The organism is Embleya scabrispora, from assembly GCF_002024165.1.
GTDB lineage: Bacteria > Actinomycetota > Actinomycetes > Streptomycetales > Streptomycetaceae > Embleya > Embleya scabrispora_A.
Genome location: NZ_MWQN01000006.1, coordinates 42,643 through 67,288, shown reverse-complemented (window position 1 = coordinate 67,288; position 24,646 = coordinate 42,643). Strand labels below are relative to the sequence as shown.

Sequence of the window (24,646 nt, the reverse complement as noted above, 5' to 3'; positions counted from 1 at the left end):
CGGGCCGGACTCGACCGGTTCGCCGTCCGAGGCGAAGACGAAGCTGGAGCGTTCGGGGGTCGGTGGCGGAGCCGGCGACTCGGACCCGCAAGGCCGTGAACGGGTTGCCGCGCGTGTCTTGCTCGCTTCTCTTGTGATGGCGGTGCGTGGGTGAGCATGCTCGTGGGCGTCATCACTGTGCGGGGAGGGGAAGGTCGTGGACGGTACCAAGGCACGTGAACAACGCACCGTGGGCTTGGCGTTGGACGCGCCGGAGCTGGGCTTGCCGGTGAACCCCTCGGGGGCGGAGCCGTTGCCGGACCTGTCCGACCACGAAGGTCCGGTGCCGTTCGCGTTTCGGTTCCTGGCCCCGGTCACCGGCACCGGCGGCATCCTCCTCACCGATGTCGGCTACGAGAGGACGCGCAGACGGGCGTGTACGAAGGCCTCCCGCCCGGGGTGTACATGACGAAGAACCCCCCAAGACCTACGGCCCCACCCAACCGTCGGGCCAGATGGACGCCCCCGACGACCCCGGCACCAGTGACGACTGAACCCGCCACCCCGTTCACATCCACACCGCCACCCACGGCGCCGACCCCGCCTTCGCCGCTGCGCCGTGAGAGCACTGTCCTGGTCCTGTCGGGTCGTTTCGATCCGACGGCGGATCTGGTGGTGGAGGAGTTGAACCGGCGCGCGGTGCCGCTCTTCCGTGCTGATATGGCGGAATTTCCGCTGGAGTTGTCCCTGGCCGCGTCGTTCGACTCGTGTATCGGAAGCGGATCATGCACCTAGGGTGTCGGCATGTCGCTGAGCCACATAGCCCTCTCGTCCGGTCGTTCGATCGAGCTCACCGAGTTGCGGATGTCTACGACCTATAGGGGGACGCTGGAGGGCTATCCGTGCCGGCGCATCAACGACATGAAGGTCAGCGGCCTCCTGCGACAGGCCGAGCACGCGTTCTCCTTCGCGCCGGTGCATCTCGTTCCGCCCTCCCGCGAGTACCCGGACCAGACCGCCGGCGCCTTCGGCCCCGTTGAGGTGCTGCCTTCCGTGGCTTGCATCGGTGTTTTCCGCTCTACAGCGGTCGATCCTGAACTCGACGCAGTGCTGCACCGCTCCGCTCTCATCGTGGCCTGGTTCCAGGCCACCCCGGAGGTCCCGTCGGGCGAGAATGCCGATCTCGCTCTTCGCGGCATTCGCTGGGACGAACTGGCCCAGGACTACGAGCTTTAGACGGCGTTTGAAGACCGGCCCGCCCCGGTCCTGATCGGCTTCCGAACCCGACGGGTCCGATGCGATCCTGGGCTTCCCGGTACGGCGTACGAGGAGGACTCGTGGAAGAGCGGCGGTTCACGGTGGTACGGGGGGAGGTCGTGCACCTGCCGACCACCCTCGGCGAGATCCGCGCGCAACTGCCACCGGAGCGCCGGGCGGAGTTCGACGCGGAGATGTACACCACTCCGCTCGATCAGCTGGAGCGCCGCGCGCTCCTGGGGTGGGCCCTGCCGCCCGAGGCGTACGAGGACGAGGAATCCCTCGTCGCACGCCTGCGAGCGGGCGACCACTCCGACACGAGCGACCGCGACGGCAACCCCCTCGACACCGGAGAGCGGCCATGAGCCGGCGGGTGCAGTACTCCCACGGCGCCTCGTCGACCCTGTCGAAACGGAGCAACGCCCGGCGATGAACGAACCGGCCGCCACGACGGGCTGCGGGTACAAGAACCGCGTGGACTACGACTCGTCCCAGGACGGCGTCCCGTACCAAGCCTGGTGGAATCGCATCCCGCAGTCCGAGGCGGCACCGACGGCATCCCGCATGTCCTCGAGCCGCTGCGCCGCCACCTGGCCACCCCGCGTGCGCGCGATTGCCGTGGCGGGAGAGGGGGCGGGGGAAGCCGGGATCATGTCCGGCCCCCGGATGCGCCGCCACGACAACGGGAATCGACGATGCCGGCGGGCGGAACGTGACCGGCACGTCCGGCTGTTCCTTGCCGAGTTCGTTCAGGCGTCGCGCCCACGAAACCCGTCCGGAAGACGCCCCTTATTGCTCGCGGATGGCGGCCGGCGGCGCGCTGCGTACTCTTGCGTCCAAGGCCGACGACAGACGACCGACGAGTTCCCTCGGATCGATCGGAGCGTCTGCGTTCTCCGGCGGTCCTTCCCTCGGTGGTGGGTGCTCCTGAGCCCAGCGTCGCTCGACGATCAGATCCGAGGCGAGAACGTCGTAATTCAGGAGATATCGCGGTCCCTCGTGCCTGGTGTTGCTCTCGGGAGCGGGCAGCCGTGGTCCGCTCGGCCTGAAATGAGGGAAGGGCGTGTGGTCGGGGTGTTGGAAGACCTGGCTCTCGGCGGCGTCGTGGACGATCTGGGACAGCAGCAGGCCGATTCCACCGGGCAGGACCAAACGATGGTCGAGGTGCTTGGCCGGCTCGTCGATCGTGGCGACCCCCGGAAGGATGAGGAACCGATGCGGGTCCAGAGGCAGGACGATGTCCCAGTACGCGGCCGCGAGCACTTGGTCGGGAGCGTCGTGGCCATTGAGGATGACCGCCGGAACGTCGCCGGTGATCAGGCACGCCGTGCTGAATCCGACACCCCACGGCCGACGATGGACGACGCCCGCCAGCGCGCCCAGATGTCGCGCGATGAAGTCCAGGTGGGGGTTGTTCGCGGCGAACGAGCGCACACCGGCCGGAGCGGGCACGACCCCTTCCGAGGCATCGATCATGTGGTTCACCCGCCGACGCTGACGTTTGGTGCGCAGCAGCTGCGCGGCGATCCACCACGACATGCGTGCGCGTTCGTTCTCGCGCAGCGGCCAGCGCCGAGGCAAGGCGTAGTCTGAGTCGTCGAGAATGGTGCTGAAGACGGGAGTTGCGGCGGTTTCGATGCGGGTCATCAGTCGTTCGGCGAGATGATGCTCGGTCCCGTCGGGGGCCACCGCCCAGTGAAAGCCCTTCACGGACGCCACGTTGCGGACATTGACTTCGAAAGGGCTGTCCATCGCGTCGACGTTTCGCGCGAGTGTGAACTGCCCCTTCCTGCCGGGCCGGCGTTCGGCGAACCTGCGCAGGTACATCTGCGGCACGGTGTGATCATTGGTCGTCACGCGCCACCCCCGCTGCGAAGGTTGCAGCGGCCGGGCGCGCGTCCCGGGGAAGCCTCATGTTCTCGACGGTAGTCCCGGCGCCTCGGGCGCGCCGCCGTATTTTCCCGAGTGAGGGACTGTATCGACGGATCTGCCTCACATCCGGTCGTAGCCGGGCCCGGGCCCGGTAGGCCGCCGCGGCGCCCACCGCGATCGCCCACGCCTGCTCGCGCCTGCGCTTGGGCCGAGGCCCTTCCGGCACCGCCACCGCCGTCGCCCCGGCCTCGGCCGTCGCGGTGTCGGCCAGCGCGGGCGGGGTCAGCCCCAGCGCGAGCAGCTGCTCGCGGTGCGCCGCGTTCAGCCCGTCCCACCCGGACCGCTGCCCAGCCACCCACCGACCGATCGACGTCCCGCGGTTGCTCCGTCCCGGCTGTTTTGAAAGATCTTGTCGGTTGATCACGTGTTGACCGTTGGCTTTGCAGGATCAGGGACTTTGGATCTCGGCTGCGTGGCCTGGACTTGCCGCCGTGCTTGGCTTGGTCTGGCCTGTGGCCTTGTGGATTTGCAGGATCTGGGAGGGATGGTCGGTTCTGTTGGGAAAACCCGTGGACGATGGAAGAGGTCGCCTCTCGATGGCCGTTCGTGTCGTTCCTGATCGATGTTCTTTTCGAGGGCTGCCCTCGGCGGGTGAAGCATGGAACGCCCGGGTCGACGGGTCCTGGAGCGGTTGAGCCGAATCGGTATCGCCGGCGCGGCGATTGTGGCTGTGCCTCTCGGTTTCCTGTCGAGTTCCTGTCCGGAAGCGGGACGTCATCTCGATGCGGTGCCCGCCGGGGTAGGGCCGTGGCCGGAGGAGTGGAACATCACGGAGTCGGGCACGACGCGGGTGGCCTACGGAGGGAAGCGGAGTGACCCGACACCCGACACGCTTGGGCCTGGTCGCACCAGGCGTTCCGATACCGCGTCGAATGCCGAACACCTCGAACATCCATTCGCGCCGGCAGATTTGCTCACCGGGTCAAGTCCGACAACGCCCGGTTCGGGCCTGTCACCACCCTCGCCGTTCCGGCATCGGCACCGGGCTCGACCGTCCGAAAATCCTGCCGATCTACGCCCGTGCTCGACTTCGATCGAGGCGTCTCAGGTCGACAAGCCGACCACGCCCAGTACCACCGCGCCTGCGCCGGAGATGATCATGAGCCATCCCACGAGGCGAAAGAAGTGGTCCATACCCTCGATGGTCGGACCGGTCCCGCGCAGGTCGAGGGTGATCGAGTCCGTCCGGCGCAACCTCTCGACGGTTCGGGTCCGCCAACCCCGCAGGTCGAATGCGCCGTGCATGCCCCACACCGCACCCGCCACCCCGAGGATCAGTATCCCCACGGCCAGGGCAGGGTCGGGAACTCCGGACGCCGTCGCGGCGCTGTCAATCCTGCCCTGCATCATGCCACTTCGGCGCCATCGATATGACGCCTCGTCAAATACGTTGCACGCGAGCAGGGTTCGGGAGACCGCCACTCGCGCACGGCGTGTCCGTCCCGGGTTCAGCATGGTTCGGGAATGTTGTTTTGTCCCGGGTTGTAGTGCGTCTTTGTTTGGCGAGGGGCGGGTTGACCTGTGGTGCCACGGGTTCGAGAGGACCGGGGGACACCGTCGAGAATACGCCTCGGGCGAGAGCGGTGTGAGCCGGCGCGTCCTGCATGCGGCTTGGTGCGGGGGCGTGGAGTGGCTCGGGTGGTCGGTGACTTGGCGTGCCCTGGGACGGGGTTCGTGCGGGTGTGTCGTGTGTGGTGGTGCGCGCCGGACCCCTGTTCGCTCGTTGGTGTCGCTGTCCGGTGGGTCGTGGCCGGTCTACCAGGTGCCGGGTGCGGCTCTCCATCCCTGGGCGGGGGTTTGACGATGCCGTCCGCACCGGTGACGAGCGTGCGGGTGGTGGTGGAGTCGTCGTTCCATTCGTACATCGCGGCGACGTCGGCGCGTCCGTTGCCGTCGAAGTCTCCGGCGAGGAGTTGTACGCGGTTCATTCCCAGTTCCCGGCGGCCACGTTCGAGATTCGACGGTCCGTCGAATCCGCAGTCGGGGCGGGGCTCGCGGGTGAACAGGGCGTGTCTGGGCCCGGCACGCCGATGCGTGCCGGGCCCCGTTCGGTGTGTTTCCTGTTACCAGGTTCCGGGTGCGGCTCTCCATGCTTGTACGGGTGGGTTGAGGGTGCCGTCGGTTTTGGCCGACAGTGTGTTGAGTGTGGTGGAGCCGTCGTTCCATTCGTACATGGCGCTGATGTCGGTGCGGCCGTCGCCGTTGACGTCTCCGGCCAACGGGTAGGCGGAGCCGGTGTCCCAGGTCCCGGGCGCGGAGTGCCAGGCGACGACAGGGTTGGTGAATCCTCCGGTGGCTGTGGTGGGGAAGACGCGGTATTCGGCGGTGCCTGCGCCGAGGTCGTACATCGCCCCGATCTCCACGCGGTGGTCACCGTTGTAGTCGCCGGTGGTCAGTTGCGTCTTGTTCCAGTCCCACGTCCCGGGTGCGGCGCGCCAGGATTGTACGGGTGCGGCGAGTGCCCCGTCGGGTCCTGCGAGGAGGGTGTGGAGGGTGACGCTGCCGTCGGACCAGCCGTACAGGGCGGCGATGTCGGCGCGTCCGTCGCCGTTGTAGTCGCCGACCGTGTATTTCGCGGAGGCGGCGTTCCACCCGCCGGGCGCGGACTGCCAGCCGGGCAGGGGGGTGTCGAAGGTGCCGTCGCTGCGGACGACCCAGGTGTGGACGGAGGTGGTGCCGTTCGCGGGGTCGGCGACCTTGGCGTAGAGCATGGCGACGTCGTCCTTGCCGTCGCCGTTGAAGTCCCCGGCCATGACCATGGCCCGGTTCCAGTCCCAGTTCCCCGCCGGTGTCACGTACCCGGGGATCGGTTCGGAGAACACCCCGCCGGGGTGGGCGATGAACTTGAACAGCGAGGTGCTGCCGTCGTTCCACACGTGCAGTGCGGCGATGTCGTCGCGGCCGTCGCCGTCGAAGTCCCCGATCGTGTATTTGACGCGGGTGGTGTCCCAGTGTCCGGCCAAGCTCGCCCACACCTGCCGCGGCGCGCCGAACGTGCCGTCGGCGTTGCCGGCGGAGACGAAGAACGCGCTGGTGGACTGCCCGTAGTCGTAGACGGTCAGCACGTCGGCGCGCCCGTCGCCGTCGAAGTCCCCCGAGTATTCGTTGCGCCGGTCCCGGGTGGTGTCGCCCGGAAGATGATCGACAGTAGCCCCGGTGATGTTGTTCCAACGGACGTAACCGCCCTGGAAGTCGGATCGGCGCCCGCCGGTGACGTCGTATTCGTCGCTGGTGGGGAAGCCGAGGTATCCCTGTTCCCAGCCGAGTTCGGCCCACCGGTTGCGGATGTTGCCCCAGACGGCGTGGGCTCCCGCGCCGGGGGTGGTGTAGACGGATCCGTTGTCGGCGCTCGTGCCGGGGGTGCGGAAGTGGGTGTAGGCGCCGGGTTTGGTGGGTGTGTCGGTGATGTCGGTGGTGGGGAATCCGAGGGGTCCGCGGGGTCCGCCGGTGGCTTGCCAGCGGTTGTAGGTTTCGCCGGTGATGGGGTGGGCGGGTCCGGTGTAGGGGGTCCAGGTGACGGCGCCGGCGCCGGTGGTGGCGGTTCCGGCGAAGCGGGAGATCCAGCCGATGGTGGTGCCGGCGCCGTCGCGGACGGTGTCCTCGTCGCCGACGGGGTAGCCGAGGGGTCCGTGGGTGCCGCCGCCGGTGAGCCATGTGTTGCGGATGTTGCCCTGGACGGACCAGGCGCCGGTGGTGGGTGACCAGTGGATGGAGGCGTTGGTGGCGCCGCCGCCGACGGCCTGGAAGTCGGCGTAGCGGCCGATGCCGTCGGAATCGGCGGCGGTGCCGACGGTGGGCAGCCTCAGCGGCCCGGTGGGCCCCCCGGTGGCCTTGTACTTGGCCAGGATCGGCCCGCACAGGTCGAGCTTGACGTTCGTGTCGCCCGCCGAGGAGAACTTCTCGCAGGTGGTCCATGGCGTGTTGCTGTTGGCCAGTGGCTGAGCGGGGGCGAATCGAGGCTCGGTGCCCTGTGGATTGCCCTTGATGACGTAGAGGCTGCCGCCGGGGCCTTCGGCCCACAGGTCGGCATTCTTGTCGCCGTCGAGGTCGCCGTCGGTGTGCAGGAGGGGGTAGGCGGCGGTGGTGAGGTCCGTGGCGATGGGAACTCGGCGCCCGTCGTCGGCGACGGCTGCCGGGTCGGTGATTTTGATGCCGCCCGTGGTGGTGACGCTGGAGGGGTATTGGTAGAGGTTGCCGGTGGTGCGGTCGCGGACCCACAGGTCGGGTCGTTCGTCGCCGGTGACGTCGCCGGGGGCGATGATGTCGCGGTCGGCCCAGTCGGTGTTTCCGAGGAGTTTGGCGGTGAGGTCGAATCCTCCGGGGGTTCCGTTGCCGGAGTGGAGGAAGAGCCGGTTGGTGTCGCCTTCGACGGTGATGAGGTCGAGTGCGCCGTCGCCGTCGACGTCGCCGGGGGCGACGATCTGCTTGACCCTGCCCCAGTCGTCGGCGTAGATGCCCGGAGCGCAGTCCTGGCCGGTGCGGGCGTCGACGCACAGGAACGGCCGGCCGGCGAGTACGCGGTTCTGGGAGACGTAGTACTGGCCGCCGTTGTTGGGGGCGCCGGGTTTGGGCAGGGCGGTGTAGCCGTCGCTGTTGCGGTAGACGTACAGGTTGGTGCCGTCGTGCACGAAGAGGTCGTCGTGGGTGATTCCGGCGCCGCCGCGGTGGGCGAGGAGGGCCCCGGTCCAGGTGGGTTGGCCGGAAGCGGAGGTCTTGGGCCCCTGGGCGGCGAGGGAGACAAGTCGTCCGCCGGTGGCGGGGTCGGTTCCCGCGTCGTACATCTTCAGGTCGCCGCCGTCGGTGGTGGCAAGCATGTCGACGCGGGTGTCGCCGGTGATGTCGCCGAGCGTGGTGGTTGCGTTGGGGTTGCCGGGGGCGTAGAACTCGTACACCAGCGGCTGTGAGCGGTTCCCGGCCCGGTCCACAGCGCGCACGAGGAGTGTGTTCGCTCCCCATCTTGTGATCGGCAGGTCCGGGATCCGCCACTTGCTGGTGACCTCGTCCCAGACGGCGGGGGAGGCTTCGCCGACCGGCAGGGTCGAGTTGAGGGCGAATTCCACGCGGCCGACGCCGGAGTCGGGGTCGGTGGCGGTGACGTGGAACGTGCCGGTGTTGTCGGCTGTCTTGCCGCCGCCGTTCCTGGGGAAGTCGGTGCTGCTCACCTCACCCACGGCGGGGACGGTGCCGTCGACGGAGAAGGTGCAGCCGTGTGTCCATTCGGAGTCGCGTCGCCCGTCGCGGGCCCGGATGCTCCATCGATAGGTGCTGCCGGGAGTGAGCCGGTCGAGGGGGACGTCGGCCATGCCCGTGGCGCCGTTGGGACCCCAGGAGGTCCATCCGCTGTTCCAGATCTCGACGCCCCCGGCGCTCATCTCGTTGAGCGCGAACCACAGTTCGCCGTCGTCGCCGTCGGGGTCGTTGCGGTCGGCCATCAGGCGTAGTCGGCCGACGTCGGGGTTGAGGCGGCCGATGTAGCCGCAGTTGCCGGAGGCGGCGCCGTTGATCGGCGCGGGATCGCTGCGCAGGTTCGTGGGCGGGTCGGGTGGGGTGTTGTAGTTGATGGAGATCACGGTGTCGGCGGGTTCGCGCGAGATGCGCTTGAAGCCGTTGTTGCTGTCGACCTTGGTCTCGTTGCCCTGGACGGCGAGGATGACCGACGGCGTGCCCACGCGGGCGGCGACCTGGTCGGTGACGGTGAAGTCGAGCATGCGGGGCGCGCAGGCGCCGTCCTTGGAGCCGGGGAAGGATCCGCTGGCCCACGGGGTGGGGTTGCCGCTGGGTTGGTTGTCCCAGTTGGTGTAGTTGTCGAGGGTTCCGGTGACCTGGTTGACGTAGACGGGCTGCGGGGAGTCGGTGCAGCTGAACAGGGCCGAGTCGACCTGTTTGACGCTGAAGGTCGCGCCGATGATGTCCTTGCCTGCGAGGCCGATGGGGATGCGGAAGAAGGAGCGTTCCAGGCCTATCGGGTTCTCCGGCTATCGCTGGTAGCCCACGCCCGGCTGGTACTTGGTGTTTTCGCGTCCGGGCTTGGTGGGGTAGGCGGATTGGGCCCAGCCCCAGGTCTCGGCCCAGCGACCCCAGGTGGGGTCGATGTAGACGGGGAAGACCGTGTCGGGAGCGGTGAGCATACCCGTGTCGGCCTCGAGCGTGAGGGACTTGGCGTCAACCGTGGTGGCGAGGTCGGCGGTACGGGCATGGACGCCGGGATGGTGGGCGTCCGAGGCCGGTTCGCCCTGCGGCACGCCGGCGGGTGCCGCGCCGCCTTGCGGTGCGGTCTGCGTAGTCGCCGACCGCGTGGCGGTCTGCTCGGTCGATTCGGGAGAAGGCGGTGTGGTGCGCGAGTCCCACATCTGTGGGGAGGGGGCGACGAACACCGGTGCGCCGTCGGTGGACTTGGCGACGAGTGAGCCGTTGCCGTTCTTGGCGAGAGCGACCCCGGTGGTGGTGACGCCGAGTTTGAGGGCGGCCAGTTTCGGGTGCCGGGCGGCTTCCGGGGTCTTGACGATCAGCGAGTGCGCGAAGCCGCCCTGCTTGGCGGCGGTGACCTGGAGGTCGACGTCCGGGAGGACGTTCGGGTACAGCGCGCCGGCACCGTCGAGGATCGGCTTCGGCAGCGCCGTCGGCCATGTCAGGGCGAGAGTGCGGCCGTTGCTGGTGATCGAGGCGAGCGTGTTGTCTCCGCCGCCGCCCAGGACGAGGTCGTCGGTGGTGCTGACCGGACGGACCCTGCCGTCCGCCGAGGCGTTGAGTGTGGCGTCGAGATCGACCCACGTGCCGGTCTTCTTCGTCCGAACGGGCTCGATGGTGCGCTTGAGGGACATTGTGCCATCGGGCAGCGCCGTGACGGTGTCGGTCTCGGTGGTCGACTCCGGTACCGGGACGGGCTGTTTGGTGGCCCGCGCCTTGGCGGCGGCGTCTTGTTCGGCCTTGGCCCGGGCGAGTGGTGTCGTCGCCCGCGGCTCGGCGGACGTGGGTGCGGTGGAGGCGGTGGAAGTAGTCGAGGTACCTGGTGTGGCCTGCGCGCCGGGTGTCAGGACCCCGCAGGTGAGGGTGAGTCCGACGAGTCCACACACGGTGGCGACCAAGCGGGGGCGGGTTCGGGTATGCAGGGGTGGGTGCCCCATGGGCGGAGTCTCCTGAAGGTGGGTTGTGGAACACGGCGCGGAGCGCACGCAGAGACGCGCGGAACCTACGGGCTGGTCCGCGGCGATGACAACGTGGCCGCCATGTGACCCGCTTCATTCACCGCAAGTGTTGGAAGAGCCGAGTCCTTGCAGGTCCCGCCGTCTCGATGTGCTGCGGTACGAGGGAGAGGGCAAGGCGCCGACCGTTGGGGTGGTCGGCGCCTTCCGGTGTTCGTACATGGGACCGGGACAGTTGTTCCCCCATGGTCCCGGGACCGTTGCCCGACCGGGCGACGGCTCCGAGGCGGTGGTCGGGGTCAGTTCGTGGGGCGCACCGGGTCGAGGTAGGTGTGTGGTGTGCCGTTGTCCCACAGGGCGGTGATGTCGCTTTTGCCATTTGCGTTGATGTCGGCGGCGGCGATGCCGCGGATGGTGGCCCAGCTGTTGTCGGATCCGAGGTTGATGCTTTCGTTGATGGTGGCGTTGCCGTTGCCGGTGTACAGCCGCAGGGCGCCGTTGGCCCAGATGGCGGCGAGGTCGGTCTTGCCGTCGGCGTTGAAGTCGCCGGCGGTGATTTTGCTGATGGAGCCCCATGAGGCGTCCACGCCGAAGGGGATGCTGGTGGCGATCTTGTCCTTGCCGTCGCCTCGGTACAGGCGTAGTTCGCCGTTGGCCCAGATGTTGGCGATGTCGAGTTTGCCGTCGCCGTCGAAGTCGCCGGCGGCGATTCCGCTCGCGGGGTTCCAGGTTCCGTCGGACCACAGTGGTTTGCCGTCGGACAATCCGCCGGTGCCGTTGCCGAGGTAGAGCCACAGCTTTCCGGCGACCGTCGCGGCGATCAGGTCGCCCTTGCCGTCCTTGTCGAAGTCACCGGCGGTGATGGCGGTGGCGCCGGACCAGGTGGTGTCGCCCCACATACCGACGCGCTCGCGGAAGGTGCCGTCGGGGTTGCCGTGGCGCAGCCACAGCGAGCCCTTGTCGTCGATGGTCACGGCGTCGGGGACGTGGTCGCCGTCGAAGTCGGCGGAGGCGACGAGACGGTCGCTGCCGTAGAGGGTGTAGGTGCTGCTTCGCCAGGTTTCGTGGATGTAGCCCTGCTGGAAGTTGGAGCGACGGCCGCCCGCGATGGCGAACTCGTCGGTGATGGGGAAGCCGAGGTCGCTGTTCTCCCAGCCGTGTGCGGCCCAGGTGTTGCGGATGCTGCCGTAGACGGCCCAGGCGCCCGTGGTGGGCGAGGCGTAGATGGATCCGGTGACGGTGGCCGCGCCGGGTGCGAGGAAGTGGTTGTAGAAGCCGGGCTTGTTGGGTGTCCTCGTCTCGTCGGTGGCGGGGAATCCGAGGAAGCCGCGTGTGCCGCCCAAGAGTTGCCAGCGGTTGTAGATGTCGCCGTGCATTTCGTGGGTGCCGGCGTTGGTGGCGGTGATGGCGCCGGGGCCGGAGGTGAGGCCGCCGGCGAAGCGGCTGATGGCGCCGAGGTAGGTGCCGCCGCCGTCGTACATCTTCGTCTCGTCGCTCACTGGGTAGCCGAGCAGACCGCGCGGGCCGCCGAGGGCGAGCCACTTCTGGCGCACGGTGCCGCGGACGATCCAGGTGCCGGTGTAGGGCGAGGAGTTGAGCGATGCGGCGGCCGTGCCGTTGCCGCTGTCGGCCTGGAAGTCGGCCCAGTGGCCGATGCTGTCGCCGTCGACGTTGGTGCCGGAGACGGGCAGGCGGAGTTCGCCGTCGGGGCCGCCGGATGCCTCGTACTTGTCGAGAATCGGCCCGCAGATGTCGAATGTCTTGCTGGGGTCGACTCCGGACTTGAACGGCTTGCAGTTGGTCCAGGGGGTGTTGCTGTTGGCGAGGAGTTGTCCGTCACGGAAGGCGGTGGTGCTTCCGGGGGCGTTGCCTCGGATGACGTAGAGGCTGCCGCCGGGGCCTTCCGCCCACAGGTCGGCGATCTTGTCGCCGTCCAGGTCGCCGTCGGCGTGCAGGGCGGGGTAGACGGCGGGTGTGAGGTCCGCGGCGAGCTCGACCCGCCGGGTGTCGTCGCCCAGGGCGCTGACATCGGTGACCTTGATGCCGCCCGTGGTGGTCACTTTGGAGGGGTATTGGTAGAGGTTGCCGGTGGTGCGGTCGCGGACCCACAGGTCGGGTCGTTCGTCGCCGGTGACGTCGCCGGGGGCGATGATGTCGCGGTCGGCCCAGTCGGTGTTTCCGAGGAGTTTGGCGGTGAGGTCGAATCCTCCGGGGGTTCCGTTGCCGGAGTGGAGGAAGAGCCGGTTGGTGTCGCCTTCGACGGTGATGAGGTCGAGTGCGCCGTCGCCGTCGACGTCGCCGGGGGCGACGATCTGCTTGACCCTGCCCCAGTCGTCGGCGTAGATGCCCGGAGCGCAGTCCTGGCCGGTGCGGGCGTCGACGCACAGGAACGGCCGACTGGCCAGGACGTTGTTCTGCGGTACGTAGAACTGGCCGCCGTTGTTGGCGGATCCGGGTTTGGGGAGCGCTCCGTTGTAGCCGTCGCTGTTGCGGTACACCAGCACGTTGGTGCCGTCGTAAACGAAGAGGTCGTCCCTGGTGACACCGGCGCCGCCACGGTGGGCCAGTTTCGCCCCGGTCCAGGTTCCGCCGGGCATCGGGCCCTGGCCGGCGTTGGAGACCGTACGTCCGCCTGTGGTGGGGTCGGTTCCGGCGTCGTACATCTTCAGCGCGCCGCCGTCGGTGACGGCGAGCATGTCGACGCGGGTGTCGCCGCTGATGTCGCCCAGGGTGGTGGTCGCGTTCGGGTTGCCTGGGGCGTAGAACTGGTACGCGAAGGGCTGGGTGCGGTTCCCGGCCAGGTCGATCGCGCGCACGGTCAGGGTGTTCGTACCCCACCGGGTCACCGGTACGTCGGCGACTTTCCACGCCTTGTGTTCCTCGTCCCAGTTCGCTGCGGGGGCCTGGCCGATGGGCAGGCTGCCGTTGAGGACGTATTCGACGCGGCCGACGCCGGAGTCGGGGTCGGTGGCGGTGACGTAGAACGTTCCGGTGTTGTCGGCGGTCTTGCCGCCGCCGTTCACGGGGTAGTCGGTGCTGGTGACGCCGGTGAGGGTGGGGACGGTGCCGTCGACGGTGAAGTCGCAGCTGTCGGCCCAGCCGGATTCGCGTCGGCCGTCGCCGCCCTTGACGCTCCAGCGGTAGGTGCTGCCGGGGACGAGTTTGTCGATGGGACGTCGGCGTTGGCGGTGGCGCCGTTGGCCCCCCAGGACGTCCAGCCGCTGTTCCAGACCTCGCGGCCGCCCTGGTTCATCTCGTTGAGCGCGAACCAGACGTCACCGTCGTCGCCGTCGAGGTCGTTGCGGTCGGCCATCAGGCGCAGTCGGCCGACGTCGGGGTTGAGGCGTCCGATGTAGCCGCAATTGTTCGCGCCCGAGCCGTTGACCGGCGCGGGGTCGGTGCGCAGGTTCGTGGGCGGGTTCGGCGGGGTGTTGTAGGACACGCTGAGGAAGGTGTCCGCGGCGGTGCGCGAGACGCGCTTGAAGCCGTTGTTGCTTGTGCTCTGGGTCTCGTTCCCGAAGAGGCCGAAGGTGACCGAGGACCAGTGGGTCCGGGCTGCGATCTGGTCGGTGATCGAGAAGTCGAGCAGGCGCGGCGCGCAGTGGGCGTCGGCGTTCGAGCCCGGGAAGGAACCCGACGCCCACTCGGACGCGCCGCTCGGCTGGTTGTTCCAGTTCGTCGAGGTCGTCAGCGTGTCGGAGACCGCCTTGAGCGAGACCGGCTGCGGGGAATCGGTGCAACTGAACATGGCCGAGTCGACCTGCTTGACGTTGAACGACGCGCTCAGCACGTCCTTACCGGCCAGGCCGTCCACCGACACGCGGAAGAAGGAGCGCTCGATACCGACCCTGTCGCGCCAGCGTTGGTAGCCGATGCCGGGCTGGTAGTCGGTGCGTCCGTATCCGGGGGTGGTCTCGTACGCCGACTGCACCCAGCCCCACATGGCCGCCGGGCGCGACCAACTGGGGTCGATGTATACGGGGAAGACCGTGTCCGGCGAGGTGAGCAGACCGGTGTCGGCGCTCAGCGTCACCGAGCCCTTGTCCACCGACGTACGCAGGTCCGCATGAGTGGCCCGTGCGCCCGGCCGCTGTGCGGTGGAGGCGAGTTCGCTCGCCGGGACCTCCCCGACGTCGGCGGCGGACGGGGCCGCGTTCGCGGTCCGCGCGGTCGAGGTCTTCGCGGTGGTGCGCGAGTCCCACATCTGCGGGACCGGTGCCGCGAACACCCGTGAGCCGTCGGCGTCCTTCGCCACCAGAGCGCCGCCGGCCTCGGGGGCGACGGTGAGTCCGGTGCCGGCGGTGCCGAGCTTGAGTGTGGCCAGCTTCGGGTTGCGCGCGGCATCGGGGGTCTTGACGATCAACGTGTGGGCGAAGCCGCCCTGTTCGGCGGCGGTGACCTTGAGGTCGACGTCCGGCAGTACGCCCGGGTACAGCGCGCCGGCGCCGTCGAGGACGGGCCTGGGCAGCGTGGTGGGCCAGGTCAGCGTCAGGGTGCGGCCGCCGGTGGTCATCGACGCGAGCATGTTGTCGCCGCCGCCACCGAGGACCAGGTCGTCCGTGGTGCTGATCGGACGGACCTTGCCGTCCGTGGATGGCTTCAGCGTCGGGTCGAGGTCGACCCACTTCCCGGTCTTCTTCGTTCGAGCGGGTGCGACGGTCCGCTTCAGCGACATCGTGCCGTCCGGCAGGGCGGTCACGGTGTCGGTCTCGGTGGTCAACTCCGGTACGGGAACGGGCTGCTTGGTGGCCCGTGCCTTGGAGGAGGCACTCTGCTCCGCCTCGGCCTTGGCGACCGGCGTCGTCGCTTGCGGCTCGGTGGTAGCGGCCGGGGTGGTCGATGTGCCGGGCACGGCATCGGCTGCGGCCTGCGCGCCGGGAGCCAGGACACCGCAGGTGAGGGTGAGCCCGACCAGTCCGTACACGGTGGCGGCCAGCCTGGGACGGATTCGGGCGTGTGGGGGTGAATGCCCCATGGGTGAGGTCTCCTGAGCGAATGCGGGACGCGGCGCGTGGCGTGCGCGTAGTTGCGCGGAACCTACGACCCGGTTCGAGTCGATGACAACACACCTGTCATGTGACGCAGTTCACTCATGGAAAGTGGCGGAGTCGACACATCGGTATTGATCGAACAAGTGCCAACCAACTATCCACTTATGCTTTGTGATGGGCCTTTTGCGACTGTCGAGGACGCTCGAGGAGACCCTTCCGTTGTTATGACGAACATCACGTCGAGGCGTGGAACTCCCGTTGCCGGTTGGGGAGTCCGGGCCATACGTTGCGCTCCTCATTTGGATTCCATTGGATTCTTCGCCCGGCTCGGGGGCGGGAACGGCGGGCGGCTGCGTGCGTGGCAAGAGCGTGTGGACATGGGGGACCGGTGCCGGTTCCCGGCGCGGGCGTGCCGCGGGTCGGGGCGTCGTGGTGGCGGCCACCGTCGCAGCGTTGTTGGCGTCGGCCGGCCCGGCGCAGGCCCTGCCATGGGTGGTGCCCGACGACGCGAAACCCTCGTGGTCTCCGGGGAACTTCCCAAGACCAAGCCGGTGGGCGGCTCGAAGGCACCGAAGTCCGATGTGCGGCGCCCGGCGGGTGACGGTCACGGGTCGTGGAAGCCGGGAAAGGTCGTGTGGCCCGAGCCGCTGACGGCCGAGACGGTGCCCGCCGCCGAATCCACCGCCCCGCGCGCGTCCGGCTTCTCCGCGCTCTACGCCACACCCACCGACGGCCGCGTGGCCGGTGGCCCCGTTCGAGTCACCACTCCCGCGGCCTCGCCGGCCCCGTTCGTCAACCGCGCCGCCCCGGTTGCGTCCGGAATGACTGCGGCCCCGGCGAAGGTCAAGGTCACCGTCGCCGACCGCGCCACGGCGGACAAGGCAGGCGTCGACGGGGTCGTGCTGAGCGTGGCCCGCGCCGACGGCCGCACCGACGCCGGCCGGGTCACCGTCTCCCTCGACTACGCGGGCTTCCGGGACGCGTTCGGCGCCGACTGGTCCACCCGTCTGCGGCTGTCCACGCTGCCCGAGTGCGCGCTGACCACCCCAGAGCAGGCCCAGTGCCGGGTGAAGACCCCGCTGGAGACCTCCCGCAACAACGCGGCGACGCGCAGCGTCACTGCCGCCGTCGACCTTCCCGCAGCCAACCCCGGTGTTTCGGGGCGGATGGTGCTGGCGGCCACCGCGGCGGACGCGGGCCCTTCCGGCGACTACACCGCGACCTCGCTGACCCCGTCCGGAGCGTGGACCGCGGGCGGCAACTCGGGCACGATGAACTGGTCCCACCCGATTGCGGTGCCCACCGCCGTCGGGGGCACCGCCCCCCAGATCAATCTCGTCTACAACTCCGGCCAGATCGACGGGAAGGGCACCTCGACCAACAATCAGGCGTCGTGGATCGGCGAGGGCTGGGAGTACGCGCCCGGTTTCGTGGAGCGCTCCTACCAGACGTGCGCCCGGGACGGCCAGGACAAGTCCGGCGAGAAGTGCTGGTCCGACCAGAACTCGCTGATTCTGTCCCTGAACGGCAGTTCCTCCACGCTGCTGCGTGACGACGTCTCCAAGGCGTGGCGCCTGGCGAACGACGACGGCTCCCGCATCGAACTCCTCACCGGCGCGAGCAATGGCGACGACGACGGCGAGCACTGGAAACTGACGACGCCCAACGGAGTCCAGTACTTCTTCGGCGTCGGCCACAAGCCCGGCGTCGGCAACACCGGCCCGGCGACGAACTCGACGTGGACCGCCCCGGTCTACGGCAACAACGCGGGCGAGCCGTGCAACAAGGCGTCCGGGTTCGACGCGTCCTGGTGCCCGCAGGCGTGGCGTTGGAACCTGGACCACGTCGTGGACACCCGCGGCGGTCTGGTCACGTTCTCGTACAACGAGGAGAAGAACAACTACACCCGCGGCGCGATCCTGGTCGGGTCCGGTACCCGGACCGAGTACACCCGCGGCGGAACCCTCGCGAGAATCACCTACGGTTCGAAGCTGACCGATGCCTCGCAGCCGACCGCACAGATCGTCTTCGACACGGCGGAGCGTTGCCTGGTCAAGGACGGGTTCGACTGCGATCCGGCGAAGATGACCAAGGCCAACGCAGCCAAGTGGCCGGACGTACCCGTCGACAAGGTGTGCGCGGCGACCGGCACGTGCGAGCAGTACAGCCCCACCTACTTCTCCACCCGTCGCCTGACCAAGATCACCACCCAGGTCCTGGTCGGCTCCGGTTTTCAGACCGTCGACGAGTACGTCTTGGACCAGGACTACCCCGACCCCGGTGACGGCTCCACCGCGACGCTGTGGCTGAAGTCGATCACCCGCACGGGCTACGACGGTTCGAAGAAGATCGACATGCCGTCGGTCGACTTCACCGGCACGTTCATGCCCAACCGTGTCGACGCGGGCGGCGACATGGCGCCGCCGATGAACCGCCGCCGGATCACCACGATCACCAACGAGACCGGCGGGCTGACCACCTTCCGGTTCAACCCGCCCGAGTGCACGACCGCGAACCTGCCCACCCCGGACGCCAACACCAAGGCGTGCTACCCCGTCTGGTGGAGCTACGGCGACGCGGACCCGGTCCTGCACTGGTTCCACAAGTACACCGTCGCCGAGGTCACCGAACAGGACCCGACGACCCACGCCCCGGACAAGTCCACCCGCTACGAATACCTCGGCGGTGCGGCCTGGCACCGTGACGACTCCGAACTGACCGAGGACAAGGAGGCGTCCAGGCCCAAGTCCAAGGACCGCCGCACGTGGAACGACTTCCGCGGCTACGCGGAGGTGATCACCCGCTCCGGCGTCGCCCCGGACAGGATCACCCAGTCCAAGGCCCTGTTCCTGCGCGGCATGGACGGCGACGTCAAGAAGGACGGCACCAAACGCGCGGTGAGCGTGACCGACTCCGCCGGCACGGTGATCACCGACCGCGACGCCTTCCAGGGCTTCGGCTACGAGACCCAGACCTTCGACGGCGCCGACGTCGGAAACAAGATCGTCGCGACCACCTCCAACAGGCCGTGGATCTCCGAGGCCGCGGCCACCCACAAACGCGCCCGTGGCCTGCCGGACCTCACCGCCCGGATGACCCGCACCGACCTGACCCGCACACGCAGCCTGCTCGCCGACGACACCTGGCGCCAGACCCGCAAGGAAACGACGCACGAGAGCACGTACGGTCTGCCCACGGCGGTCGCCGACTTCGCCGACGGACTCGACCCGTTCTGTACCAGGACCACGTACGCGCACAACACCGCCGCGTGGATCATCGGCAAGCCGACCGAGGTCGTCTCCGTGACCGGGGACTGCGAGACACCGGCGACCGCGACATCGACATACGCGCTCTCGCGCACCTCCTACGACAAGCTGCCCCTGGGCCAGGTCGGCGCGATCGGGGACGTGACCGCCACCGAGGCCGCCACCGCGTACAAACCGGACGGCACCCCGGAGTGGCTGACCACCGCCACCTCCGAGTACGACGCCTACGGCCGCGCGACCAAGGTCACCGACGCGGAGAACAAGGCGACCACGACCGTCTACGAGCCGGCCACAGGGGCGATGCCGACGAAGACGATCGCCACCGACCCCAAGGGCTGGACCACCACCCTGGAGACGGCCGGCTCCCGCAACCTGCCCGTCAAGGCCGTCGACGTCAACGGGCTGGTGGTCGAGCAGGAGTACGACGCGCTCGGGCGTCTGTTGGCGGTGTGGAAGCCCGGCCACCCGAAGACGGGCGACGCCGACGTGCGTTTCGCGTACGAGGTGAACAAGAACGCCCCGTCGGTGGTGACGACCGAGACGAAGCGCGTCGACAAGAGCTACGCGACCTCGCGCCAACTCCTGGGCGCGTTCCTCCAGGAACGCCAGACCCAGAGCAGCACCCAGAACCAGGCCACCGGCCGGGTGGTCACCGACACGTTCCACGACAGCCTCGGCCGCGTCCTCAAGACCAACCAGCCCTATTACGACGACACATCGGCACCCACGAAGACGGTGTTCGTCGCCAACGACAACGAGGTCCCCGCGCAGAACGCCACTGTCTACGACGGCATGGGCCGCAAGACCGTCGAGTCGTTCACGTCGCTGTCGGTCAACCAGTGGGAGACCCGCACCTCCTACGCCGGCGCCGACCGGATCGCCACCACGCCCCCCGCCAGCGGCACCGCGACCCTGGTGATCTCGGACGCCCGCGGCAAGCCGCAGGAACTGCGCGAGTACAACGGCGGAGCCCCCACCGGCACCGACTACTCGAAGATCACCTACACGTACAACGGGCGCGAGGAACTGAAGACCGTCACCGACGCCGGCGGCAACAAGTGGGAGTACACCTACGACTTCCTCGGCCGCAAGACCCACGTCGAGGACCCGGACAAGGGCCCCTCGGACACCGCCTACGACAAGGTCGGCCGGATCACCTCCACCACCGACGCCGGCGGCCAGAAGCTCACGTACGCCTACGATGACCTCGGCCGCAAGACCGGCCTGTACAAGGGCGCGTCGGCGACCCCGGAGAACCTCCTTGCGTCGTGGTCCTACGACCGCTATGCCAAGGGTCAGGCGGACGGCTCCACCCGCTACGTCGGCGGCGCGTCCGGCGCCAAGTACGTCTCGGAGATCACCGGCTTCGACACCGGCTCCTACCGGCCCTCCGGCACCCGACTGACCGTCCCCGCGACCGAGGGCAAACTCGCCGGGACCTACGAGACCAAGACCCTCTATGAACGCGTCACCGGCCGACCCGTCTACTCGATCCTGCCCGCCCGGGGCGGACTGCCCGCCGAGAACCTCAACTACATCTACAAGCCCACCGGACAACTGGGCGCGCTCGGCAGCAGCACCAAGGACTCCTACCTCAACTGGTCCGACTACGACCCCTTCGGCCGCAACATCCGCGCCGTCCTGGGCTCGACCCCGCGCCAGGCGGCGATGACGACCGCCTACGACCCGGCGACCGGCCGCCTGCTGTCGACGAAGTGGGACAAGGAGACCGGCACCACCGCAAGCGTGGACGCCACGTCCTACACCTACAAGCCCAACGGCGACGTCACCTCCATCAGCACCAAACGCGACAACAACACCACGGACACCCAGTGCTTCGCCTACGACGGCCGACGTCGCCTCAAGGAAGCCTGGACGGACACCACCGGCACCGCCGCCCTGCCGGCCCCGAGCGTCCCCGGCATCGGCGGCTGCGTCTCCCAGACCCCGACCGCGACGACCGTCGGCGGCCCGGACCCGTACTGGCAGTCCTTCACTTACGACGTGGTCGGCAACCGCACCAAACTCGTCGACCACGACGCGACCGACGACCCGACGAAGAACGTCACCACGGAGTACGGCTACCACCCCGGCACCCAGCCCACCGACCGTACCCACCGCCTGGACACCATCACCGTCAAGACCGGCACCCGCGAGGCCGTCACCACCGGCATGACCTACGACCAGGCCGGCAACACCAAGACTCGGCCCGGTGGTGACGCCAACCTCCAGACCCTGACCTGGAACGAAGAGGACAAGCTGGCCAAGGTCGCCTCCGCGACCGGCGGCAGCGAATACCTCTACGATGCCGACGGCCAGCGCATCATCCGTCGCCAGGCCGGCGAGACTACCCTCTACGTCGGCGCCGACGAACTCACCACCGCCACCGACCAATACGGCCCGGTCGTCGGCACCCGCTACTACACCACCGCAGGCGGCGCCACCGTTGTCCGCAACGGGCCCAGCGCGCTCACCTACATGGCGGCCGACCACCACGGCACCCCCACCAGCACCCTCGACGCCGCCACCCTCACCGCGACCCGCCGCCAGTCCAAGCCCTTCGGCGAACCCCGCGGTGCACAACCCACCCAGGCAGGCGGCCAATGGCCCGACGACAAGGGCTTCCTCGGCAAGCCCATGGACTCGACCGGCCTGACCCACGTCGGAGCCCGCGAATACGACCCGAGCCTCGGCCGCTTCATCAGCGTCGACCCGATCATGGACCTCACCGATGCCCAACAGATGCACGGCTACACCTACAGCAGCAACAACCCCACGACGGTCAGCGATCCCACCGGTCTCTACGAATGCGACTGTGGCGGCGACCCTGACGACCACAGCTTCCCCAACAGGGGAGGCGGTTCACCCTCGAACCCGCCCCCACCGCCTGCGGACCCCGTCAGAATCCCTTACGAGCCCGAGGAGAACCTTGTCTCGGACTTTGTCGACCCGCAGGGCGTCAACATGTCGCACCGGATCCCGAAGGGGAAAAAGGGCGACAACTTCCGGACGCACTACCTGAGAATCGTCAACTACAAACGATTCGACCTCATCATGCAAAGCGCCGAGAACAGGTGGTTCGACCAAACGAACTACATGTTCCAAGCCTGCCTTGAAGTCGACTGCGACCGCGACTTCGCGAGCTTCCTCATGCACCAGAAATGGGACGCACAGATCGCCGCGGGACAAGCCTTCGACGGCCTCGGCCCATTGGTCCTTCCTGGCGGTCCTGTAGCCGGCAAGGGCGCCAAGGGACCCAAAGCGCCCGACTGCGGACACAGCTTCATCCCCGACACGGAAGTCCAGATGGCAGATGGATCGACGAAACCGATCCAAGACGTCCAACCGGGCGACGTCGTTCTATCCGCAGACCCTGAGTCCGGCGAAACCAGCCCTCGTACAGTCGTCGCTTCCATCACCACGGAGGACGATAAGGAGTTCGCCGAAATTACCGTCAAGACGGACGACGGCGACGCTTCCGTCCTTGCGACCACCAACCACCCCTTCTGGGTCCCTGACCTCAAGCAGTGGATCAACGCCGGAGACCTCCGGCCCGGCCAAGGACTGCAAACCCCCGAAGGCACCCAAGTTCAGATCACCGCGACGCGAACCCTCTCTCGTGGATTGCGTACACACGACCTGACGGTCGACGGCGACCACACGTACTATGTGGGAGTCGGAAGTGTCGCCACTTTGGTGCACAACTGTGGTGAGAGTATTTATGAAGCGGGAGGGAAGCATAAACCAACCTCCACGAAGACTAGTCGTGGTGAAAACAGCGCTGAGCCAAAAAATGGTCAGGCTGCCCTTGACAATTCAGTTCAAGTGAAACCGACATCGACGCGCAGGGTAGGTGTCGACAAAGAGAATGGTCAGATTGTTGTGATCGATTTGACCATTGAAAGACGATGTGACTGTGGCGCCGCCCAGGGTGGGACAAATAGTGTCTATCACGGGCATGTTCGAACTTGGGATTCGTTGAATGATGATATGCAAAGCGCTCTCAAAAGAGCTGGGCTGGTCGATAAGCGCGGAAGGTTGACCTGATGAATGAAAGTGGCGTTTCGCAACTTCGAGACATACTTAAGGCGTTGGAAGTCAAGGATACTGACAGTGCTGCTGCAATTCTCCTCGGTTTGGTGCTGGACGACGCGGATGGTCGGCGTGCATGTGAAGTGGTGTATTCCTGCCTGGTCGGTGAACTCGATGAGCAGATCAAAGTCTTGGCTGTCAGATGCGTTGGGCATTTAGCTCGGATTCACGGTGAGGTTCCCAGCATTCTTCTTAAGGTCATCAATGGATTGAAGTCAGACCCACTTTATCGTGGTGCTGTCGAGGACGCCCTCGATGACGTTTCACGCTTCACCCACTTGTGATTCTCTGAGACTGGGTGCGAGTTCCGCCTTTGTGTGAGTGGGTGGTGTGGTGGCGGTGTGTTGGCCGGCATCGTTGTGTAGGGGTGTCCGGGCTGTTCCGGGGGTCTTTCGTTGTGGTGGTGGGGTTGTTGTCGGCTGTCATGAAGTGATCAGGACAGTGTTGCTGGCCTCCTAACAGGTTCGTGGGGGTTTGTCAGCTGGTTGACCGTTCCTATGTCACGTACCCGTGAGCGGGGGTGTGCTCGGGATATGGCCGATACGCGCGAGAACGCCTCTTTTCCGGGATCCGGGGCCGTTGCCGTGCCGCGCCCGTGGGCGGTACGGCGTCTGCTCGACATCGACGCCTCCGGGACGCTGACCAGCATTCACGTGCGGATCATCGCCGAAGCGGCCGGCGTGTCCGAACGGACGATGAGGCGGTGGCTGCGTGAGGCACGCGGAGGGCGTCCCGAAGCACGCCCCCGGAAGAACGGCTTCACCCTTTCCGACGCGTTGTGGGCCGAACTCGCCCGCTTGGGCGGCAACGTAGTCGGCCTGCGCCGGTCGATGCCGGCAACGTCAGGCGGCGGGCACGCTCGCCCGTGTGGGACGCCGCCTCGGTGCCGTCGGCGAGCACACTGCATCGCGCGGTCCGTGATGACATACGCGCCGGCCGACTGCTGGAGGTTGCCCCCAGGTCCCGAACCGGCACACCCTCCGGTCACTACGACCGTGCGCCGGCCGAGTTGCGTCTGGAGGAATTCTTCGACGACCGGCCACCCGAACCCGCCGATGCGGACACTACCCCCGATGTCCCCGCCGTGGTTTCGCGCGCGCGCCTGTACACCCCCGACGCCCGCCTGGTCGTCACCACCCAGGTCGCCGCCGTCGTGGAGGCGGTCGGGCATGTCGCCGCCGCCCGAGGAGTGTTGTGCGTGTTCGGGGACGCCTGTGGCCGAGCATTTCAGTGGTGGGGTGGGTTGGTGGTTGGTCTGGGGTTTCGTGTGTCGGTTGAGAATTCCGGCGGGTGGGTTGGTGGCCCCGGGCTGTGGTGGTGGGGATTTCGCGGGGCGGGCCCGGTGGGGATGGCCTGGGGTTTCGTAGTTCCGTGGGAACGATCTTGGTTTTCTCGGTGATGTATCGATGCGTCGTGAGGTAGCCGCGGGTTTTTGCGGGGGTGTCGGGGTGTCGGTGCGGGGTGGCCCGAGGTGGGTGTCGGCTCTCGTCGGGAGGCGGGTCGTTGCCGGTCAGGCCGGGCCGTGGTGGTGGAGCCGCGCCCGGAGGAGGTCGTCGGGCGGGACCGCCAGGCGGGGGAGTTCGAGACGTTCGGCGATGTGTTCCAGGGCCCGTGCGTGTCGGTACGCGGCCGGCCCGCGGGGGATCCGGGAGACGGTCCGGGGGAGTGTGACCAACGCGCGGGCGAGGGCGACGGTTTCGGGATAGGTGACCACGGTGCGGGCCAGGAGAGCGGCCGAGACGCCCCCGCGGGTCGCGGTCAGGGTGGGGTTGCCCGCGGTGAGCCGGCCCAGCCGCGCCTGCCGGCGCCGGGCCATGTGGCGTCCGCGGTCGTTGCCGGCGGGTGGTGACCGCCGCCGCCCGGGTATGCGCGGCCACGCTGTCGCCGTGTCGTGCGAGGCGCCGGTGGGACCGGTGTGCGAGGCCGATCTCGGGTAGCGCACCCGTGTCGAGGGGACCCGGCAACCGGGGCTCGCTCGCCCAATACC

Annotated in this window: 13 protein-coding genes; 5 read left to right on the top strand and 8 right to left on the bottom strand. The window is 68.1% G+C overall.

The window, feature by feature from the left end; genetic code table 11:
• Positions 1 to 196: 196 nt before the first annotated feature.
• From B4N89_RS46555 to B4N89_RS46540, 3 genes are all read left to right on the top strand, one after another.
• Positions 197 to 448: a hypothetical protein gene (locus B4N89_RS46555; RefSeq protein WP_235619396.1), complete on the top strand. Its 252-nt coding sequence runs from the start codon at positions 197 to 199 to the stop codon at positions 446 to 448.
• Between the two features lie 335 nt (positions 449 to 783).
• The gene (locus B4N89_RS46545) at positions 784 to 1,215 is read left to right on the top strand and encodes a hypothetical protein (protein ID WP_078982768.1); all 432 of its coding nucleotides are present in this window, start codon (positions 784 to 786) and stop codon (positions 1,213 to 1,215) included.
• Between the two features lie 101 nt (positions 1,216 to 1,316).
• Positions 1,317 to 1,601 (top strand): hypothetical protein, encoded by a 285-nt coding sequence (locus B4N89_RS46540; protein WP_235619395.1) that lies wholly within the window; start codon positions 1,317 to 1,319, stop codon positions 1,599 to 1,601.
• A gap of 424 nt (positions 1,602 to 2,025) precedes the next feature.
• Here the strand turns inward: B4N89_RS46540 and B4N89_RS46530 are convergent, their stop codons facing one another.
• The 7 genes from B4N89_RS46530 to B4N89_RS46500 all read right to left on the bottom strand — a co-directional run bounded on the left by B4N89_RS46530 (position 2,026) and on the right by B4N89_RS46500 (position 15,285).
• Positions 2,026 to 3,093 carry a DUF4238 domain-containing protein gene (locus tag B4N89_RS46530; RefSeq protein ID WP_143658467.1) on the bottom strand — a complete coding sequence of 356 codons (1,068 nt, stop codon included), beginning with the start codon at positions 3,091 to 3,093 and terminating at the stop codon, positions 2,026 to 2,028.
• Positions 3,080 to 3,463 (bottom strand): hypothetical protein, encoded by a 384-nt coding sequence (locus B4N89_RS46525; RefSeq protein WP_078982764.1) that lies wholly within the window; start codon positions 3,461 to 3,463, stop codon positions 3,080 to 3,082. Before B4N89_RS46525 ends, B4N89_RS46530 begins: the two co-directional genes overlap by 14 nt.
• 749 nt (positions 3,464 to 4,212) lie before the next feature.
• On the bottom strand, positions 4,213 to 4,455 hold the full coding sequence (locus B4N89_RS46520) for a hypothetical protein (RefSeq protein ID WP_143658466.1): 243 nt from the start codon (positions 4,453 to 4,455) through the stop codon (positions 4,213 to 4,215).
• Positions 4,456 to 5,231: 776 nt separating this feature from the next.
• The gene (locus B4N89_RS46515; protein WP_078982762.1) at positions 5,232 to 8,876 is read right to left on the bottom strand and encodes an FG-GAP-like repeat-containing protein; all 3,645 of its coding nucleotides are present in this window, start codon (positions 8,874 to 8,876) and stop codon (positions 5,232 to 5,234) included.
• A gap of 267 nt (positions 8,877 to 9,143) precedes the next feature.
• Positions 9,144 to 10,292: a hypothetical protein gene (locus tag B4N89_RS46510; RefSeq protein WP_143658463.1), complete on the bottom strand. Its 1,149-nt coding sequence runs from the start codon at positions 10,290 to 10,292 to the stop codon at positions 9,144 to 9,146.
• Between the two features lie 317 nt (positions 10,293 to 10,609).
• Positions 10,610 to 13,333 (bottom strand): FG-GAP-like repeat-containing protein, encoded by a 2,724-nt coding sequence (locus tag B4N89_RS46505; RefSeq protein ID WP_078982760.1) that lies wholly within the window; start codon positions 13,331 to 13,333, stop codon positions 10,610 to 10,612.
• Positions 13,330 to 15,285 carry a hypothetical protein gene (locus B4N89_RS46500; protein ID WP_143658461.1) on the bottom strand — a complete coding sequence of 652 codons (1,956 nt, stop codon included), beginning with the start codon at positions 15,283 to 15,285 and terminating at the stop codon, positions 13,330 to 13,332. Before B4N89_RS46500 ends, B4N89_RS46505 begins: the two co-directional genes overlap by 4 nt.
• A gap of 504 nt (positions 15,286 to 15,789) precedes the next feature.
• Here B4N89_RS46500 and B4N89_RS46495 point away from each other — a divergent pair.
• Both B4N89_RS46495 and B4N89_RS49455 read left to right on the top strand, forming a co-directional pair.
• Positions 15,790 to 22,614: an RHS repeat-associated core domain-containing protein gene (locus tag B4N89_RS46495; RefSeq protein ID WP_078982758.1), complete on the top strand. Its 6,825-nt coding sequence runs from the start codon at positions 15,790 to 15,792 to the stop codon at positions 22,612 to 22,614.
• A complete protein-coding gene (locus B4N89_RS49455) occupies positions 22,614 to 22,943 on the top strand; it encodes a hypothetical protein (RefSeq protein WP_143658459.1) in 330 nt (109 codons plus the stop codon). The genes B4N89_RS46495 and B4N89_RS49455 overlap by 1 nt, the downstream gene beginning before the upstream one ends.
• Before the next feature lie 1,226 nt (positions 22,944 to 24,169).
• Here the strand turns inward: B4N89_RS49455 and B4N89_RS46490 are convergent.
• The gene (locus B4N89_RS46490; protein ID WP_078982757.1) at positions 24,170 to 24,475 is read right to left on the bottom strand and encodes a hypothetical protein; all 306 of its coding nucleotides are present in this window, start codon (positions 24,473 to 24,475) and stop codon (positions 24,170 to 24,172) included.
• Between the last annotated feature and the right edge of the window lie 171 nt (positions 24,476 to 24,646).

Excerpts from the sequence above, each read along its gene's own strand:
- B4N89_RS46545 (WP_078982768.1), top strand. The coding sequence starts at position 784 with ATGTCGCTGAGCCACATAGCCCTCTCGTCCGGTCGTTCGATCGAGCTC.
- B4N89_RS46515 (WP_078982762.1), bottom strand. The coding sequence starts at position 8,876 with ATGCTCGACTTCACCGTCACCGACCAGGTCGCCGCCCGCGTGGGCACG.
- B4N89_RS46510 (WP_143658463.1), bottom strand. The coding sequence starts at position 10,292 with ATGGGGCACCCACCCCTGCATACCCGAACCCGCCCCCGCTTGGTCGCC.
- B4N89_RS46500 (WP_143658461.1), bottom strand. The coding sequence starts at position 15,285 with ATGGGGCATTCACCCCCACACGCCCGAATCCGTCCCAGGCTGGCCGCC.
- B4N89_RS46495 (WP_078982758.1), top strand. The coding sequence starts at position 15,790 with ATGGGTGGTGCCCGACGACGCGAAACCCTCGTGGTCTCCGGGGAACTT.
- B4N89_RS49455 (WP_143658459.1), top strand. The coding sequence starts at position 22,614 with ATGAATGAAAGTGGCGTTTCGCAACTTCGAGACATACTTAAGGCGTTG.
- B4N89_RS46490 (WP_078982757.1), bottom strand. The coding sequence starts at position 24,475 with ATGGCCCGGCGCCGGCAGGCGCGGCTGGGCCGGCTCACCGCGGGCAAC.